The organism is Flavobacterium sp. CFS9 (assembly GCF_041154745.1).
Taxonomy (GTDB): domain Bacteria; phylum Bacteroidota; class Bacteroidia; order Flavobacteriales; family Flavobacteriaceae; genus Flavobacterium.
The window spans coordinates 4,555,982-4,573,715 of sequence record NZ_AP031573.1; the positions used below are offsets into that span (position 1 = coordinate 4,555,982).

14 protein-coding genes are annotated in these 17,734 nt (G+C 35.2%); 5 read left to right on the forward strand and 9 right to left on the reverse strand.

The genetic code is table 11. The features are described from left to right. Positions 1–66: 66 nt before the first annotated feature. Entirely contained in the window at positions 67–1,212 is a 1,146-nt protein-coding gene (locus tag ACAM30_RS19245) for a hypothetical protein (RefSeq protein ID WP_369616135.1), read from the forward strand. A 61-nt stretch (positions 1,213–1,273) separates the two neighbouring features. On the opposite strand, the gene ACAM30_RS19250 is transcribed toward ACAM30_RS19245, so the two are convergent. Continuing rightward, entirely contained in the window at positions 1,274–1,465 is a 192-nt protein-coding gene (locus ACAM30_RS19250) for a hypothetical protein (protein WP_073411748.1), read from the reverse strand. Positions 1,466–1,695: 230 nt separating this feature from the next. Between ACAM30_RS19250 and ACAM30_RS19255 the strand changes: the two genes are divergently transcribed. From ACAM30_RS19255 to ACAM30_RS19265, 3 genes are all read left to right on the forward strand, one after another. Next, positions 1,696–2,985 (forward strand): hypothetical protein, encoded by a 1,290-nt coding sequence (locus tag ACAM30_RS19255; RefSeq protein WP_369616136.1) that lies wholly within the window; start codon positions 1,696–1,698, stop codon positions 2,983–2,985. Positions 2,986–3,097: 112 nt separating this feature from the next. Next, positions 3,098–6,337: a hypothetical protein gene (locus tag ACAM30_RS19260; RefSeq protein ID WP_073414703.1), complete on the forward strand. Its 3,240-nt coding sequence runs from the start codon at positions 3,098–3,100 to the stop codon at positions 6,335–6,337. Between the two features lie 774 nt (positions 6,338–7,111). Further along, positions 7,112–7,723, forward strand: a complete 612-nt coding sequence (locus tag ACAM30_RS19265) for an NUDIX domain-containing protein (protein ID WP_369616137.1) — start codon at positions 7,112–7,114, stop codon at positions 7,721–7,723. Between the two features lie 238 nt (positions 7,724–7,961). Here the strand turns inward: ACAM30_RS19265 and ACAM30_RS19270 are convergent, their stop codons facing one another. Then, complete coding sequence (locus ACAM30_RS19270; protein ID WP_369616138.1) at positions 7,962–9,461, reverse strand: S41 family peptidase; 1,500 nt, start codon at positions 9,459–9,461, stop codon at positions 7,962–7,964. 54 nt (positions 9,462–9,515) lie between these two features. On the opposite strand from ACAM30_RS19270, the gene ACAM30_RS19275 reads away from it, so the two are divergent. Continuing rightward, a complete protein-coding gene (locus tag ACAM30_RS19275; RefSeq protein ID WP_369616139.1) occupies positions 9,516–9,896 on the forward strand; it encodes a hypothetical protein in 381 nt (126 codons plus the stop codon). Between the two features lie 179 nt (positions 9,897–10,075). Here ACAM30_RS19275 and ACAM30_RS19280 read toward each other — a convergent pair whose 3' ends face one another. From ACAM30_RS19280 to ACAM30_RS19310, 7 genes are all read right to left on the reverse strand, one after another. Then, on the reverse strand, positions 10,076–11,422 hold the full coding sequence (locus ACAM30_RS19280; RefSeq protein ID WP_369616140.1) for a leucine-rich repeat domain-containing protein: 1,347 nt from the start codon (positions 11,420–11,422) through the stop codon (positions 10,076–10,078). A 50-nt stretch (positions 11,423–11,472) separates the two neighbouring features. Continuing rightward, complete coding sequence (locus ACAM30_RS19285; RefSeq protein WP_369616141.1) at positions 11,473–11,916, reverse strand: hypothetical protein; 444 nt, start codon at positions 11,914–11,916, stop codon at positions 11,473–11,475. 257 nt (positions 11,917–12,173) lie between these two features. Then, positions 12,174–12,626: an Lrp/AsnC family transcriptional regulator gene (locus ACAM30_RS19290; protein ID WP_369616142.1), complete on the reverse strand. Its 453-nt coding sequence runs from the start codon at positions 12,624–12,626 to the stop codon at positions 12,174–12,176. Between the two features lie 228 nt (positions 12,627–12,854). After that, positions 12,855–13,847, reverse strand: a complete 993-nt coding sequence (locus ACAM30_RS19295; RefSeq protein WP_369616143.1) for a bile acid:sodium symporter family protein — start codon at positions 13,845–13,847, stop codon at positions 12,855–12,857. Positions 13,848–13,942: 95 nt separating this feature from the next. Next, positions 13,943–15,025 (reverse strand): alkene reductase, encoded by a 1,083-nt coding sequence (locus tag ACAM30_RS19300; protein WP_369616144.1) that lies wholly within the window; start codon positions 15,023–15,025, stop codon positions 13,943–13,945. A gap of 49 nt (positions 15,026–15,074) precedes the next feature. Further along, positions 15,075–16,106, reverse strand: a complete 1,032-nt coding sequence (locus ACAM30_RS19305) for a methionine synthase (RefSeq protein WP_369616145.1) — start codon at positions 16,104–16,106, stop codon at positions 15,075–15,077. A gap of 31 nt (positions 16,107–16,137) precedes the next feature. Beyond that, complete coding sequence (locus ACAM30_RS19310; protein WP_369616146.1) at positions 16,138–17,184, reverse strand: DUF1852 domain-containing protein; 1,047 nt, start codon at positions 17,182–17,184, stop codon at positions 16,138–16,140. Between the last annotated feature and the right edge of the window lie 550 nt (positions 17,185–17,734).

A 17,734-nucleotide genomic window follows, 5' to 3' on the forward strand; every position in this document is an offset into this window, starting at 1 on the left:
GAAATAATTAAAAGAAAAACTTGCTTTCCCCGTTCAAAATTCCATCATCAAAAAAAAATATTACACATGAAAACGCAGTCGGAAAATCAAATTTCATTTATAAATCAAAATATCTTTTTTAGGGAATTCACATTCAGCAAGAATGATTTCAAGGGGCTAAACAGCAAACAGCAGCTGGAGTTTGCCGACAATGTGGTTTGGATAGAGGACATTTTTTTTATTTTCCAGATCAAGGAAAAGGAACTCGATGCAAGCGACGATAGAAAATTGTTCCAAAGCAAGATTTTGAATAAGGCGGTAAAACAGATAAAAGCCACCACGAAATATCTCAGCGAATACTCAGATATCCACATAGAAAACGAGAAAGGGCATAAAATTAACATTGCCCAGGCCAAGGACAATCCAAGCAGGAAAATCATAATCTATCAGGCAAAGGATTTTTCAGAACAACTGCGACAGATCAAGTTTTACGAAAGCACTGAAATTGGATTGATTCATCTATTTCATGAAGAGGATTACACATGGATCTGCAGACTGCTCCTAACACCTTGTGAAATCAATGAATATCTGTCCTTCAGGGAACGCCTGTTCCTGTTTGACAAAAGGGCATCTGCAGCCCTTCCCGAACAATATTTCCTTTCGCATTTTCTCGAGACGCCCGACGCTGACCATTTCAATGCAAAATACATCAATTCGCTATTGCATTTCGACCAGACAACTTCAGAATTTGATATTTCGGGTATAATGGAAAACTTTGCAAAAAATATTAAAATGGCCAACTATGAAACCGAATATTATCCAATTTTGGCCGAACTTGCCCTGCTGAATAGGTTTGAGCTGGCCGCCTTCAAGCAGAAATACTCATTGTGTGTGCAGGAATCCGAAAACCAGGACTTTACGACTCCCTATAGAATGTACGTTCCAAGAACCGACTGCGCTTTTGTTTTTATTCCTCTGCACTCGAAAAATGCGGCTAATTGGGCAAATGCCCTGGACAATTATGCATTTGCCCTGAAGTATGATTCCAAAGCCAGCAGATGCATAGGCGCTGTTGTGTTTAGAGATCCAAATGATAAGGAATATTTTCAGATTTTCTGGAATTACATCCATCATGAGTGGGTGTTTGACCAAGAACTTGAAGACCTATTGAATGACAATTATCTATTCAGGGCTAGCAGGGTCAGCAAAACTGACAATAGATACAGGAAATAGTGACAATGTCCAAAACAGAAAGTCCAAGCAACTATAACCAGAAAATAAATGGAAAATATAACTAGTCTTCAAGGGAAGCTTCGATTAATTTGGCTACTTCCTCTACCGTTTTTTTCGCTGTGAACATGGAGCAATTGCTTAAATGAAGTTCTGCATTCCTTCCTTTGTTAGTTCCGTTAATAGTGACAATAGAATTGACATTAATAAAGTGCGGCACGTTTTCTTCATCCAGCACAAATATAAATCCTTTCATAACTGCTTGATTTTAAGTTTATCAAATATACAAATTAATTAAAACTTCGGTTAGAAGACCCACGAAGTACAACGGTATAGTTTCTATATACTTCCCAAATATCAGTTAGCTTGTTGATTGGAATTACTTTAATTATCAGAATTACCATGAGCATAGGAATAGCCCGCGCAAACTTAAATTCAAATCCATTAATTTTTTTACTAAATTTCGTTCTCGAAAAGCAAAAAATTATGATAATTGAAGACAAAGGCAAATTAGGTGAAGATTTTGTAAACACTCTTGCTTACAGATCGTTCTTGAAGTACTGGTGTTTTCCTGGACCAAAATATGAAAATGGCGATAAAAAGGAAATCTGCGACCTCTTGATTATTTTCAATTCGGTGCTAATCGTCATCTCAGTTAAGAACTACGAATTTAAGGGAAATCATTTCAGGTATTTCAACAACACTATTGAAAAGGCTGTAAAACAGATCCATGGTGCCTGCCGTACTTTATTCGGAGCTGCAGAAGTGCAGATCAAGCATCCCGACAGGGAAATGGAGATTTTTCCAAGAGAACAAATCACCAAAGTATTTCGAATTGTAATCAATTTGGGAGAAGGAGTAAAATTTTATCCCTTTAACCATTCCACGAAAAACGATGATTATGTAACCTTATTTGATAAAGATTCCTTCGAAACTATTATCAGCCAGCTTGATACGCTTCCTGATTTTATAGATTATCTTGAAAAAAGGGAGAAACTATTTAAGGGGAGGATCACCATAATCATGCCAGGCGACGAGTACGACTTTCCTCTCGAAACGCAGAAGGAATTTTTTGCGCTCCAAAAGCAGCTGACACAAAACTACATTCTGATCTCGGGTACGGAAAAGGATCTTCTTTCCCACTTCTTCAAAAATGCTAGAAATTTCCCGCCGTTTCTCAACGATGATTCTAACGGCATCTTTCTGCAAATCGATGGTGACTGGGATTCGTTTTCCGATATTCAGCAAGTAAAAAATAAGGCAGAAGCAGATAAAGCCAGCTATTTCATCGACGATTTTGTGCAGAATGAAATCCTAAAAAATGAATATCTTCAAAATCTGACACCAATGCGGTTAAACCTTGCCAAAGCAATGCTGTCATTCGACAGGCTTACCAGACGATCCATCGCCAAAAGCTATTTCGAGTTCCACAACCGTTACAAAGACGTTTCTGGACTAAATTTCGGAAGGCGGTTCGGCGATTATGACGGCGTGGGTGTGCTGTTCACTTTTTACACGGACCAGATGGATATGGAAATGATAAATACCCTAAATACTCTGGCAATAGAAAGTGTTAATCTATTTACAGGATATAAAAGCAAATCCTTAATCTTAATATCATCCAACCGAAGCCATAGATTTTTGTTCGCCCATATAGACAAAATTGAGAAGTATGAGCCAGATCATGAGGAAATGATCAGGCAGGATGTTAAAAGAATGGGATGGTTTACCAAACATACCTTGTTCCAAGGTAGCGAAAACGAGTTTCCAGAATAAATAAGAGTTGAAATTGCCATCTTTATTTCTTCCAAAATAATTGTTGATCCATTGAATAAAAAATGGTTTGGATAACTATTTGTCCTTTTTGAAAATATTACACTTAAAAAATATGAAATACGCCTTTATCGGATACTCTTACCAATGGCTTGCCTCATCACTGCTGCTAGCTAAAATGGATGCTGAAAGAAATATAGATGAAATGGAAATCGAGGCAGCCATTCAAAACAATTTTGATGATGTAAAAATACGTTGCGGTCTTGAGCATTATTTTTTTCAAATCAAGGATATGGATGCAATGACCCTTGATAAACTGGCCGTTTCCGGAAATGAGATTTCAATAAAAGGAAAATCCCATAAACTCTCGGGTCACAGCAATATCATCATTTTTAAGGAGATCGACATTATACCAGATAGCGAAGTACTTGGCATGCCAGCCTATAATTTTTCAGGAGTATTTATAATCTCCATGAGCCGTAAAGAAATGATAGAAAAAATTCATGAGCTATATGCACTGGATGAAAACAGGAAGAATATCATTGAGTACTTTTTTAATGGCCGACTTGACCAGAGAATATTAAAAATATCAAGAGAACAGCTCCCATCAATAGCACTCTTCAGTACTGAGCTTCTGGAAACGACCGTCAATGTGGCTCGTGAGCGTCTTTTAGTGGAAAATATCCTGCTTATCGAAGGAAAACCTGGAGTCGGAAAAAGCCATTTTGTCAATACAATTACAGATCAGTACCCCAATAATATCCTATACCGTTTTTGGACTTCAAGTCAGGACAAAGACTATGACAAACGGTTGAAATACGAGAACTTCCTAAGTGAACTATCTAAAAATATCTTCGGTGATTATCGCGAACGCGATGAAAAGGTGATCCTAAACCATCTTATAACCAATAATAAAACAATAATAATAGATGGACTGGATCATGTCGAGAACTACAACAGAAGTGACTTAGAAAAATTTATCACCTTCATTGATAAACTGCACAAAGGCACTAAAACCATCGTTCTCAGCCGTCCTTTGCAGCGAGTGTTATCCTGGGAAAAATATACTTTAGGAAATTGGAATCTGGAGCAGACGGCCAAAGTGCTAAATGAACTGTACCACATTTCGAAATACAGCATTGCAAGCAAAATTTTCACTATCACCCAGGGATATCCCATTTTGGTGAAATACGTTGCAGAGCATTACAAAAAAGAAAAAAAACTACCTCAGTATGATCAGTTAGAAAGCATTGATAATTATTACCAGCAGATAATTACCAATGAAAAAGGCAAACAGGCACTGGCTCTGTTCCTCTGTTCCCACACCTATACCATGCATTCTGAAATTGATTTTTTTCTTGACTCAGATCTAGGTGATATCGTAAAAGAATTTATAGAGGAACACCCCTATCTATTTGAAATCCGTCTCAACCGTGTAGCGCTCTTTCATGATAGTCTTGTGACCTATCTCAGAAAATTAAATATAAACTACTCAAAGACTCTTGAGAAGGTAAGCAACAAGGTTTACACTTCAATAATGGCAGGCGAAAAAAGGTTCCTGTCGAGATTAAATTTTTACGAACTTTCTGAAACAAAGAAAAACAACATCACTAAAAAATACATTTCAATCGCACAGTTCCGTCAACTTATGGAAAATGTCATTGATTTTGAAGCCATCCAATCCTTTTATTTTCAGATTAGGGAAAATCTCTGCTCGATAGATCCTGAAGCACTGGAAATCATAGACTTTTATGACCTATCTCTGATTATTAACATGGTTCAAAGGGACCATATCTCCACACAGGACCAGGTTATATTTACCTACCTCAAAGCTTTGATCCATAATGGATATACAGAAGAAGATATTACAAGCGACGGCTATCTATTTGCAATGCTGTATTACATCACGACCAATAACGCATCGTTAATTTTAAATCTTATGGCTTCTCAGCATTACGACACCAGGTATTTTTATCGTGAACTTGATAAGGACATCAGAGAAGAGAAATCATTTTTCAGCAAACATGCCAAAGCACTTACAGCACCAGCAATCACTGAGCTTTTGGCTAAAAGTGATGAATTCGATTTACAGGATGTAATTCCTTATATCCTGCAAAATCTGTATATACACCAGATAAAGCAAGGCAAGTATAAAAATCTATTCAGTGCAATTGATCACTATATGAATGGGAATGCTACCCTTGGCAATAAAATTCTGCAGGACTTTATTGCTTTATATCATATAGAAAGTTTTAAAGCGCTCTGGATGCTGAAAGCCACAAAAAAATATCTGTATGCTTATGGATTACATCCGCAGCATAATGATTACAAGTGCCTTACACTTGAATATTTTATCAAAAAAAACAAATACAGGGGAAGTTTCGCCCTGAGGGATATGGTGCATAATTACATAAGGCTGTCCCTGCATGAGGAAAGAAAAATCAACATAGCTGAAATCAGCCATTTCTGGTGCAAGTATTACAACCGTAAAGACTACTCAATGTACAGTCTTGACGTAACCTTAAAAATATTTCAAGACAAAGATTTTATAAATCCATTGCGTTCCATAGAACTCATTAATCAAATACAGAATATTTCAGAAAAAGGTTACCGTGAGCTGCTAGCTTCATACATTAAACAGCATCCGGCGGACATAATCCATTTTATAAATGAAAATTTTGATGCTGCTGATCTCTCCATTTCATGGCTGGATCTGCCCACTGACTATATTAATCTTTTGCCAAACAATATCTTTCAACGCGCGCTCAATGGAATTTTACGAACTCACAGTTATGATAAGAAGATTGATTACATAGATGTTTCAAATGTACTGGGTTCGTCTCGTGAAAACGAACTAAAGTCAGTTATGGCAATGTTTGGATACAGGATCAACGTTGAAGAAGAATCACCTGAGCTAAAAATACTGAAAAACAAAGCTGTTGATTTTGTGACTTTTCCGCAGGACAAGAACTCTGCAAGAATGAAGTCAGACAGCGCTTCACGTTTCAAAGAGGGAATCCTGAAACAGGAAGATAAAGCACTAATTAAGGAAAAAGCCCTGAAGTCGTATGATGTCGCTGGCTTTGCTAATCAAAATTATTCCGCACTTGCAGATTCGGAAATTTTTAAACTTTTTTCTAAAGAAGATATAAGAAAGAACATAAAACTTATTCTCTATAATGCCATGATTGGCAAAATGGAAAGTTTATCGTCTTTTCATCTTTTGTATATCTATCCTGGAAATCTACTGAAAATCATCGATGATAATGAAATAGAAATAGATTATCCACTTTTTTTTAAAAGCTTTACTGTCTTTTTAGAACTTTCTTTACTTAATTCAGCATTTCAGGATTAAACCAATATTTTAAAAAATAACCAAACAAGAATTTTCCCATGACAACAAATCCCCTTAAAACATTATTGAAAGGGATTAACTTTGTTCCACAAAACCAAAATCCTAGACAGTAATTCACAGAGCCAAACAAAGACACTTTTGCCTTAAATACGGCAATCTTTTCAAATTCGCCCTAAAATATGTAAATTTATATATTAGCTAAATCGATAAATCAATTGAGTTTTTTATATTTTTTGTATCAATCCCCAACGGTACATCTAAACCAAAATTAGAAAGCCAATGAAAGACAGCGTCTACCTGTAGTACGCCAATCGCTTCAAATCTTCCAAAAAATTTATTGTAATTTGTCCCGTAGAGGTCACTTAAAGAGACAACTATATAATAGTTGTCTCTTTTTTTATACACAAACATCTAGATTTTTCAAGCCTTCACGGCCTAATATTTGTGGTTCGATTTTTTCACAATAAACTCTTAGTCTGTTTGAAATAAACAGTCTTAAAGTGGTGCTATCAGAGAATTAATTGGAGCTGAACTACGGTTCGAAATTGCGTTAAGGATATAGGATTTTTTTCTCTTTTGGTTTATCGTATTTTTTTGATATTAAATATTGCTGTTCAACTTAGTTCAAAAATTGATTTATTTCTCCTTCTCAATTTCTGGTATTTGTTTGTATTTCCTTTACATTTACGTATTGATTTGAAATAAGGAACATAAAAGTATTTACTGATTACCAGAAAAGAATTTCTCTAATCCGGATACTAATGACAAGAAGAGATGGACGAAATATTTAATGTATTTGATAAATTTTATACTAAGACAGGAATAGCGTCAAGAAATGAAGTTCATAAACAAGGATTGTGGCATGAAACTTTTCACTGCTGGATGTATTACAGAGAAGGTTCAGAAATAAATCTTTATTTTCAACAGCGTTCAAAATTAAAAAAGGATTATCCTGACCTGTTGGACACTACAGTAGCCGGACATCTTCTTCACACAGAAACTCCTCTTGACGGAGTCCGGGAAATAAAAGAAGAGCTTGGAATTGATGTAGAAATCTCGCAGTTGCAATACGCAGGCTTTGTACCAATGAGTATCACGCTTCCTTCAATAATTGACAGAGAATTCACCAATGTATACTTGCTGGAACGTAAATTTAACATGCACGACTTTAATCTTCAGCTGGAAGAAGTTCAGGGCATATTTGTCATTTCTTTATCAGATCTGGAACAATTACTGGCTGATGAAACTTATATAACCGAAGCAAATGGATTTATAATGCAGGACAATAAAAGGGAAAAATGCGTAAAACTAGTGCAAAGAAAAAATTTATGTGCGTTTTATCCGGAGTATTATACTTTCTTAATTAATTATCTGAAGAGCTTATAAAAGGTTCCAGAAAACAAAATTCGAAAATCGCCTGGTCTGTTTAAGCGAAAACAAATCCATGCGTTCAATTATTAATTATTCCCTCAACTGAGTCAAAAGAGGTTTGTGTACATAAAAAAGCTCTTTTATTGAAATTATAAAGAGCTGGTTTATGCTTTAAACATGCATTTTTATCTAAGTTAAAATAGTCTTAGTTAAAAGTGATGTTTTTAATTTCTAAATTTAGTTTCGTTGCTATTTATTCTTTTCTTAACCTTCCAAAATCCTCTATATACAAACCTTTGGCAGTATTTGTAGGATTGAATACAGCAAGATTATCAATTTTTAATGAAAAAGAAGGATCGGCGGTTTTTGCTGTCGTTCGCATAGTTTGACCTGTAATTAATTCGAGAGCTTTATTCAGATAAGGATCTTTTACGTTTCCAAATTCCACCAGATTTAAGAAAGTGCTGTAAGGATTGATTTCGTAATCAGGTTTAATTTTCGTTGGATTTGCGTCTTTATCCTTATTGTAATATGAAAAAGTAATGGGTTGCAACTGCCATTTGTGTTTAGTGCTTCGATTGACATAGGACGTATAATCATTAGCAGGAGAATCATATAATGTGTTTGAGCCAACAAATTTACCAACGGTTTCTTCTCCTATTGTGATTACGTTAATGTATTTTTTTAGACATTGTATCGTGAGCTCGCTGGCAGAAGCAGTTTGAAAACTTATCAGTACATATATTTTTGTCAAAGCAAGGCTGTTTATATTTTCTTGCCTTTGAAAAGTGGGTTGATTGTCAACCAAATTAAAAATATTTACCTTATCAGAAAGATTTTCATAGCCGTCTTCACTATTGTGTTTATTATTGAAGTCTAAATAAATATAGGGTTTATTGGTAAAACTGCCATTAATCATTTGAGCCAGTGCAACTGCCGTTTCCAATGAACCGCCTCCATTGTATCTTAGATCTAAAACCAATTCGTTAATTCCATCCGCTTGCATTTTACTGAAAGCCAAATTGAGTTCATCATTATAATCGGATTTAAAACCATTAAAAACCAGATAACCAACATTCTTTGCTCCGTATACTTTCTTTTCGTAATAAGCAACCGGGTTTTCATTAATTTCTGCTGTTGTTACAGTCACAGTTCCTGTTTTATCTGTAGTTACTAAACTATTGTTTGCAAATTGCACGCTTGCCGCCAAGGTAATGGTGAATTGCGCATTTTCTAATTGATTATAATTACCTGAAGTCAGCTGGCTTCCATTTATTTTTGTAATAACGTCACCCCTTTTCAATCCTGCCAGAGCTGCTGGTGAATTAGGTACAATATAGTTAATTAATGCAACCATATTGGTATTGGATGCGTCTTTAGGGTAGATTGCGTAATTAATACCACCTTTTTTCTCGACTTCTGCAATTTTTGAAACGCGCACTATTTCATTATTATTTTCAATCCAGGAAAATCTATCGACAGTTCCTCTTTGATATAAGAGTGAATAAAAAAGCGCATCGGGTGTTTTTCCGTTGATTAAATTGTTATATGCGTCAGTATTAGTGATTTTTTCGTCGGACAAATTGGCAACGTTGGGCTGCCAGTAGTACCAAGAATTCATAGCTTTCCAAACAAAGTTGTTAATTTCGTCTGGCGTGGTAGCAGCTCCTTTACTGTCAGAATCAGAATCTTTACTGCAAGCTGTAAAAACCAATCCTACAAGTAGTGTTCTAATAATATGTTTTAATTTCATTATTTTTGAATCGTTTAATTTAATTTAAATTTGTAGTTGTAAAACGCTAAAAATATGAAAAATAGTATTCCTAAAGCCGTCTTTTTATTACTTTCTTTTGGGCTTTTTTTTCTTTTTTCCTGTTCCGGACCACTTTTAGATATTAAAAATCAAACCTATAAAAGTTATAACCGTAATAGTGAAAGAGGATATATCGTTAGTTTTAAATTAAATGACACTGCTGTTGTTCCTAAATCGATTGTGATTAACGGTATTGTTCAGGATATATCCGAAGCAAATAAAATTGGAGATACTTACCAGGTAAATGTAATTGCACAAACTACCATAATCCATAATTACAAAGTAAAATTTGATAGAAAAGAAAATGGAATTTATTTTGAGAAAAACTCAAATCTATTTTTTCAACCTGTAAAATTCAAATTAATTACAGACTAATTGACAGAATTTAATTTAACCCGTTGAGCGTAATTATCCCAAACATGAGTTCGAGTATTTCTTATCAAGAATAACAAAAAAACTTCTTCAAATCATGCATAAAAAATGTTGAAGTTTTGCTCTGTAGTGATCACTAAAGGTGATAACCAGCAGATAGTTGTCAATTTTAAAAAAAATGTTCAGTTGCAATTTGTATTATAACCCGCAATGTCGTCTTTTCGCCAATTATACAAAGGAACAATATCTTTATCAGTTTGTATGCATTTCAGATTGGGATTAGAATAGGCATAGAAATTTGACAGTTGCTTATTTTTTCCATTGCTAATATTCAAACTTGTTAATGAATTTGATTGACAACTGAGTGCATAAAGTTTTGGATTTTTAGAAATATCCAAATTAACTAATTGGTTTTGTGAACACTCCACACTTAACAATAATGGGCTTTGGCTTAAATCAATTGCAACCAAACGATTTTTATGACATATCAACTCAACTAATGGAGCATTAGAAATATTTAATGATTCCAGTTTATTTTTAGAACAGCTCAAAAACTCTAACTCGCAATTTTGCGTGACATCCAAAACATTCAGCTGATTTTCGTCCAAATAAGCTCTTGTTAAAACAATATTTTTACTCAGATCTAAATTGGTTACTTGCGTATTAGTACAAGACAAAAAGTTCAAGTCTGGGTTGTGAGTCAAATTCAATTCGGTTAGCGGATTTTTTCCACAATGTAAATTAAACAAACGGAGATTTTGAGACAGATCTAAAGTTGCTAATTCATTTTCTACACAACCGAGATTTTTCAAATTAACATTCTGAGATAAATCCAATCGTCTGATTCCGTTTACACTGCAATCCAGGACAGTTAAAGCAATATTATCATTTGTATTTAAGACAGAAAGCCTATTTGCGCCACAAAACAATCTATCCAGATTTGTATTTTTGGAAATATCTAAATTCTCCAATTGATTTCCGCTAATAGCTATGGATGTCAATTTCGCATTTTGACTCAAATCAACGGTTGCTAATTGATTTTTTTCGCAAAACAAATTAACTAATTCCTTGTTACCGGTTAGATCTAAAGATGTTAATTTGTTTTCGGAACAATTTAAATGTACTAGTGCCTGATTTTTACTTAAGTTCAATACCTTCAACTTATTTTCTTCACAGGATAAGGTAGTTAATGCCAAATTACCTGATAAATCCAAAGCGCCTATTTTGTTTCTATTGCACAGAAGCTTTTTTAATGAAACAAAATCCTGTAATCCCGTTAAATCGGTTATACCGAAATTTGTGATATTAAGTTCAGTTAGCCTTGCAATATCAGATGTCAGGACTTTTCCATCAACTTCCCCATGATCATATCTATACGCCTGTAAAGCTAATTCAAAATTAACATCAGGAATCAATGTATACTTCTTTGTATCTTGGGCTAGTATTACATTGCTAAAAGACAGAACAATAAATGCAAAAACAATAGAATAAATATTGTGTTTCAGTGAATAGTTATTTTTAAACAGCACTATAGATATTTTTAAATTATGTAAATAGAGTTTTTAACTTCATAAATCATTTACTTTTGCACTAAACTTAATAAATAAGAAATCCTATCTGTGTAGTATTTAGCATTTTTTTGATAAAAGAGTCTGGCATCAGATTTTAAACCAGGATCATTATCCCACACAAATTTACCACGATGCTTAAACTGAAACTCCTTCATAGTCTTTGCAAAATAATAATATGTTGTCTCTTTCCATTCCACTTGTTCTTTTTCAAATGCGGCTCTTTCCTCTTCAGTTTTATTTCGTTTAATAATTTCTGAAACAGCATTGAAAACCTCAGTTTCCCAGAATTGAAGTTCATGGTAGTATTCTTTTCTGCAATTTAATTCTCCTTTGCTATTGGCTTTAATACATTCGTTAAGCCCTTTTTCAGCGGTTGGCAAAGGATCTGTAATACTTTGTCCAAAACAGGTTGATAACGTTAGAATAAAAAATAAAACAAATTTTGAAGTCATTTATTACACTCTTTTCTTTTGCAAATTTCAGTTATGCAATTATAATACAAATGAATTTAAGAATTTTACTAACAGATATATGGAATTACTAATTGCTTTTTCTCTTCAAAAGATTAGCATTAAAATTTACTTCCGTAGATCATAAAAAAATAACATATATACGTCTAATCAATAATTTTTACTATTTAACCTCTACAGATTTTGTACAGCTGATAAAAAAAACTTTGTCTGCGCCAAATAAATTAACCATCGCGAAACTATCCATACATATTTTTTATTTCCGACATTACAAAGGTGCTCTGGGTGCTTCCTATACTTTCAACGGATCCCAATTTATTAAAAACAAAATCCTGATAATGCTTCATGTCTTTGGCAGAGACTTTCATTAAAAAGTCATAATCTCCTGAGATATTATAGCATTCCACAACTTCTTCAATTTTCATAATATCACTAACAAACTGATTTCCAATATTACGGTCGTGCTGTTTGAGTTTGATATTGCAGAAAACGATGAACCCTCTGTTTAATTTTTCAGCATCAAGCAATGCAATATATTTCTTAATATAACCGTTGTTTTCTAGTCTTTTAATTCGCTCAAAAACAGGCGACGGGGAAAGATTTACCATTTTAGCAAGCTCTTTTACCGTGTATTTAGAATTATTATGAAGTATATTTAGTAATTGAAGATCTATATCATCTATCTGCTCCATAAATTATTTTGTTTTAAGTAAGTTTTGTTATTTTAAATCAGAATAAAATTCTTCAAATATAACCAAAAACAACACAAAAATCTAACTTTAAACAAGCCAAGAACATATTAACCTGCAAAACTCATCTTTACAGTATAAAAATCTAAAAAGTAATTTTTACAGAATGGAACTGACATTGAAGTACAGTTTCAAGAAAAAATCCTTTATCCGTCAAATTGAATGTCAGAACTATGTTTCTTTTCGTCGAGCCATACCCTGAGCGATGATACTAGCGGCAATTAACTGCAAAGCGTGGTAAAGCATGAGCGGCAATAATACGATGCCGGTTATAGTACTGTGCTGAAAGAGTACTTTTGACATGACGGTACCGTGTACCAATGACTTTTTAGATCCGCAGAATAATACCGTGATACGGTCTTCGTCTGAAAAGCCAAAAATACGGCTAAGTAGTCCGACACAAAAAAATACGGCAAAAAACAAAGCCATCATCCCTGCGGCAAGTCCGACAAGTTCTAGGGCTGTGAAACCCTCAAAAAGATGCTGGGAGAATGATTTGCAAAAAGAGGTATAAATAATAGTGAGAATCACTGCCTGATCGAAATATTTGAGCTGTTTCTTGTATTTTTCGGCAAAGGCCCCAAAACGGGAATTAAGACTAATGCCAATAATGACAGGCAGTAAAACCTGAAGAATCAACTTTATAACGATATCAGTAACATCAAAATTGCCAGTTGCCGAAGCGATGTACAGACCAACCCAGAGCGGCGTAACCACTACTCCGATCAAACTGGAAATGCTCGCATTGAAAATAGCGGCAGGAATATTTCCCTTAGCGATAGAAACCATGACCACAGAAGAAGATACTGTAGACGGTAAAGCCGCCAGAAAAAAAACTCCCAGCCAAAGCAGCTCAAATCCGTTGTTTATAAACAAAGGACGAAATGCCAAAACAATGAGCGGAAAAAACAAAAAGGTTGTCAACTGGACGACAATGTGCATTTTCCAATTGGAAAGCCCGGTTTTTAGTTTCTCAACACTCAGCCGTAAGCCATAAAACAGGAAAATCAAGGAAACACCAGCATTGGCAATCTCCTCCAATGAAACAGGTTCTTTTACCATTCCTGGCTGCGGTAAAAAATAAGCCAGCAAAATCATGGTGGCTATCATTAACAGGAAACCGTCGAAACCTGCTTTCTTTAATACTTTTAATAATTTCTTCAATTTGTTTTTAATATTATTCCCCCGTAGAGGCAAGATTATAAAAATATTTTACACAAATAAACTATGGCCTTAATTGCCTTTATCTGTACAGCATTTTACTCGTTCAAAAGCGGATAATCAATATAACCACGCTCCCCGCCTCCATACATGGTTGTCCTGTCCGGCGCATTGAGCGCTGCATTTTTTTCAAACCGTTCAGGCAAGTCAGGGTTTGCAATGTATAACCTGCCAAAGGAAATAAGTTTTGCAATTCCTTTTTCAAGTTCTGCCTCAGCAGAAGTCCTGTCATACCCTGCATTAGCGATTACCGTCTGACGAATTTTGCTGCCAAAGAATTCAATCTCGTTGTTACTGCCATGACCTTCAGGTGAAGCGATGTAGGATGCGGATCTCATGAGTTCCACATAGGAAAAATCGAGTTTGTTCAATTCTTCAATGAGATAAGTGTAGGTACCCGCAACGTCATCCAGTACTATATCACCATAGGTATGGGAAGGAGCTATTTTAATGCCCACCTTTTCACTCCCTACAGAACCGATTAGTTCCTGCATTACTTCTAACACAAATCGGGCATTGTTAGGAATGTTCCCGCCATATTCATCTGTCCTTTGGTTGGCACTTTCAGCCAGAAACTGGTTGGGTAAATAACCATTAGCAGCGTGTAGCTGAACTCCATCAAATCCTGCTGCTATGGCATTTCTTGCAGCTTGGCCAAAATCCTTTATAGTTTGCTTGATCTGAGGGATTGTCATTTCCAAAGGGATCTCATAATCTTTCATACCCTGGGACGTGAAATGCTGCATACCTCGAATAGACAGCGGTGATGGTGCAAAGGGAAGCTTGCCGTTCCTGTCGGTAGAATGCCCAATGCGACCAGTGTGCCAAAGCTGAGCGATAATAATACCCCCTTTATTGTGTACCGCCGTTGTAACCTTTCTCCATGCTTCTATTTGCTGATCCGTGAAAATACCCGGAGTGTTCGGACTGCCGGTTGCTTCTTCGGTGATCCTAATGGCTTCAGTAAGCAGCAGACCTGCGCTTGCTCTTTGACTATAGTATTCTATTGCCATATCACCCACTACCCCATTGATGTCTGCACGGCCTCTGGTCATCGCCGCCATGACCATTCTGTTTTTTAGGTTGACATCACCTAACTGTGTTTTTTCTAAAAGTTTCATATGGCTATTTGAGCGTATTGTTTATACCTTTTTTATCGGTAAATTGGAACTAAATCCCAAGTTCTCTGCGAATAATTTCTGCTCCTGCATTTAAAGCATTTAGCTTACCTCTGGCTACACTTCGAGACAAAGGAGCCATACCGCAGTTTGTGGAAGGATAAAGATTTTCGGCATCTACAAACTCCAGAGCTTTACGCAGTGTATTTGCTACCTCTTCTGGTGTTTCGATAGTATTGGCTGCCACATCAATAGCACCTACCATTACTTTTTTACCACGTACCAGTTCCATTAAATTTAAAGGCACATTGGAGTTGTGACATTCTAATGACACCACATCAATTTTAGATTTTTGAATTTTCGGAAAAATTTCTTCATACTGACGCCACTCTGAGCCTAATGTCTTTTTCCAGTCAGTATTGGCTTGTATTCCATAACCGTAACAAATATGTACCGCAGTCTCACAGTTTAAACCTTCAATGGCTCTTTCTAATGCTGCCATACCCCAATCGTTTACTTCATCAAAGAACACATTAAATGCCGGTTCATCAAACTGGATAATATCTACCCCTGCATCTTGCAGTTCTCTGGCTTCTTCATTAAGTGCTTTTGCAAATTCCCATGCCAGTTTTTCTCTGCTTTTGTAATGGTCATCGTACAAGGTATCTACCATTGTCAACGGGCCAGGCAATGCCCATTTTATAGGCTTATTTGTTTGTTTACGTAAAAATTTGGCATCTTCAACAAAAACTGCTTTTTGACGTGCAACCTCACCTACAACCATCGGAACACTTGCATCATAACGGTTACGGATTTTTACTGTTTTACGATTTTCAAAATCTACGCCGCTTAAATGCTCGATAAAAGTCGTTACAAAATGCTGGCGTGTCTGCTCGCCATCACAAATAATATCCAGACCTGCCAATTGTTGTTCCTGCAAAGAAATACGCAAAGCATCTTGTTTCCCTTCAAGTAACTGCTCTCCCTCTAATTTCCACGGTGACCAAAGTTTTTCGGGTGGTGCAAGCCAGGCAGGTTTGGGTAAACTCCCAACAATTGAGGTAGGTAATAGTAATTTCTTCATAATGATATAGTATAATTTTAATGTATTGTAGTTAAAGACCGAAACTGGCTGACCACTGTTCCAGGATGTTTTTGTAAGGCTTAATGAAATGCTTTTCTGCAAACTTACCTTGCTCAATTGCTAACTGGGTGCGCTCTTCCCGGTTGTATACAATTTTGGTTAAAGAATGGTCTTGATTTTTCAAACTAGGCTTATAGGATAATCCTGCAAGAGAATTGGCATTATAAATTTCAGGTCGATAAATCCTTTGGAACGTTTCCATAGTACTAATCGTACTGATTAGTTCAAGGTTTGTATAATCAGCCAGTAAATCACCAAAGAAAAAAAACGTTAAAGGTGCAGCGCAATTAGCGGGCATAAAATAACGAACCTGCAAGCCCATCTTTTTGAAGTATTGCTCTGTTAAAGAAGAATCGCTGACCTGATATTCAAAACCTAATATCGGGTGATGGTTTCCTGTACGATGATACGTTTTATTATCTGACACACTCAAACATATAACGGGTGGTTTGATAAAGTTTTCTTTGTACGTTTCTGAATTTACAAAGTGCTTAAATATATTGCCGTGTAATTCGCCAAAATTATCAGGAATGCTAAAGTTGTCTTTATCCTTGTTATGCTCTAAAAGCAATACGCTAAAATCATAATCGCGTACATAAGAAGAAAAGTTATTGCCAACAATGCCTTCAATGCGTTTACCCGTTTTATGATCGATAATATGCGTCTTTAAAACCTCAATCGTTGGGAATGTTTGGCCACTGCCATCAATATCTATATAAACAGAAACAATTTCTAATTCAACAGTATAGCGATCGTTATTAGGATTATCCCAGTTCGCCAGGGTATTAAAACGATTGTTAATCATGTTAATAGTGTTGCGCAAATTTTCCTGACGGCTCGCTCCTCTTGCCAAATTAGCAAAGTTTGTTGTTGTACGCGTACTTTCGGACGGAATATAGTTTTCATTGAAATAAATACTCTCCAATGTGAATGCAAAATCATTTTTGATTGTATTCTGGGCGTTTTCAATATCTTGCTTTTCGCTTATTCTTAAATCTTCTTGTATGTTCGCTTTCATTTGATGGGAATGTTTAGTTTTTTTACCTTGCAAATTTTGAAATAAAAGATGATTTATTTTAGTTCAAACCTAAAATCAGAGAAATATTCTTTTTAGATATATTTTATCAGATTATTAATCTTTTTGCAATTACAATAAGAAAAAAAACAGATAATTATTCTTTAGAGAGCTCAGATATCGTTCCGGAACTACCTGCAATTGTGTAACAGAAAGCTAAGACGTAATTCTTTTCAAGCTAACTTAAAAAATCAAATCATTTTTTAGATTAATCCCAACAGAGCATTTAAACCAAATTTATAAAGCCAATGTAAAGTCATAGACTACAGATTTCGAACAGCCAACCAGATTGTTGTAACCGTTAGAAAACAGTATCTTCCTGAAAAACTAGCCATAATCAGCTGATATGATACAACTTAAACTATATGATATTATCCAATTTTGTCGTTTTTAGAAAAGTAAAACACATAACAATTTTCCATTATTTTTTTATAATAAATCTTACAAATTAGTTTGAACATCCAAAATACTGTTGTATTTTCGTTCATAACTG

Excerpts from the sequence above, each read along its gene's own strand:
- ACAM30_RS19245 (WP_369616135.1), top strand. The coding sequence starts at position 67 with ATGAAAACGCAGTCGGAAAATCAAATTTCATTTATAAATCAAAATATC.
- ACAM30_RS19250 (WP_073411748.1), bottom strand. The coding sequence starts at position 1,465 with ATGAAAGGATTTATATTTGTGCTGGATGAAGAAAACGTGCCGCACTTT.
- ACAM30_RS19255 (WP_369616136.1), top strand. The coding sequence starts at position 1,696 with ATGATAATTGAAGACAAAGGCAAATTAGGTGAAGATTTTGTAAACACT.
- ACAM30_RS19260 (WP_073414703.1), top strand. The coding sequence starts at position 3,098 with ATGAAATACGCCTTTATCGGATACTCTTACCAATGGCTTGCCTCATCA.
- ACAM30_RS19265 (WP_369616137.1), top strand. The coding sequence starts at position 7,112 with ATGGACGAAATATTTAATGTATTTGATAAATTTTATACTAAGACAGGA.
- ACAM30_RS19270 (WP_369616138.1), bottom strand. The coding sequence starts at position 9,461 with ATGAAATTAAAACATATTATTAGAACACTACTTGTAGGATTGGTTTTT.
- ACAM30_RS19275 (WP_369616139.1), top strand. The coding sequence starts at position 9,516 with ATGAAAAATAGTATTCCTAAAGCCGTCTTTTTATTACTTTCTTTTGGG.
- ACAM30_RS19285 (WP_369616141.1), bottom strand. The coding sequence starts at position 11,916 with ATGACTTCAAAATTTGTTTTATTTTTTATTCTAACGTTATCAACCTGT.
- ACAM30_RS19290 (WP_369616142.1), bottom strand. The coding sequence starts at position 12,626 with ATGGAGCAGATAGATGATATAGATCTTCAATTACTAAATATACTTCAT.
- ACAM30_RS19300 (WP_369616144.1), bottom strand. The coding sequence starts at position 15,025 with ATGAAACTTTTAGAAAAAACACAGTTAGGTGATGTCAACCTAAAAAAC.
- ACAM30_RS19305 (WP_369616145.1), bottom strand. The coding sequence starts at position 16,106 with ATGAAGAAATTACTATTACCTACCTCAATTGTTGGGAGTTTACCCAAA.
- ACAM30_RS19310 (WP_369616146.1), bottom strand. The coding sequence starts at position 17,184 with ATGAAAGCGAACATACAAGAAGATTTAAGAATAAGCGAAAAGCAAGAT.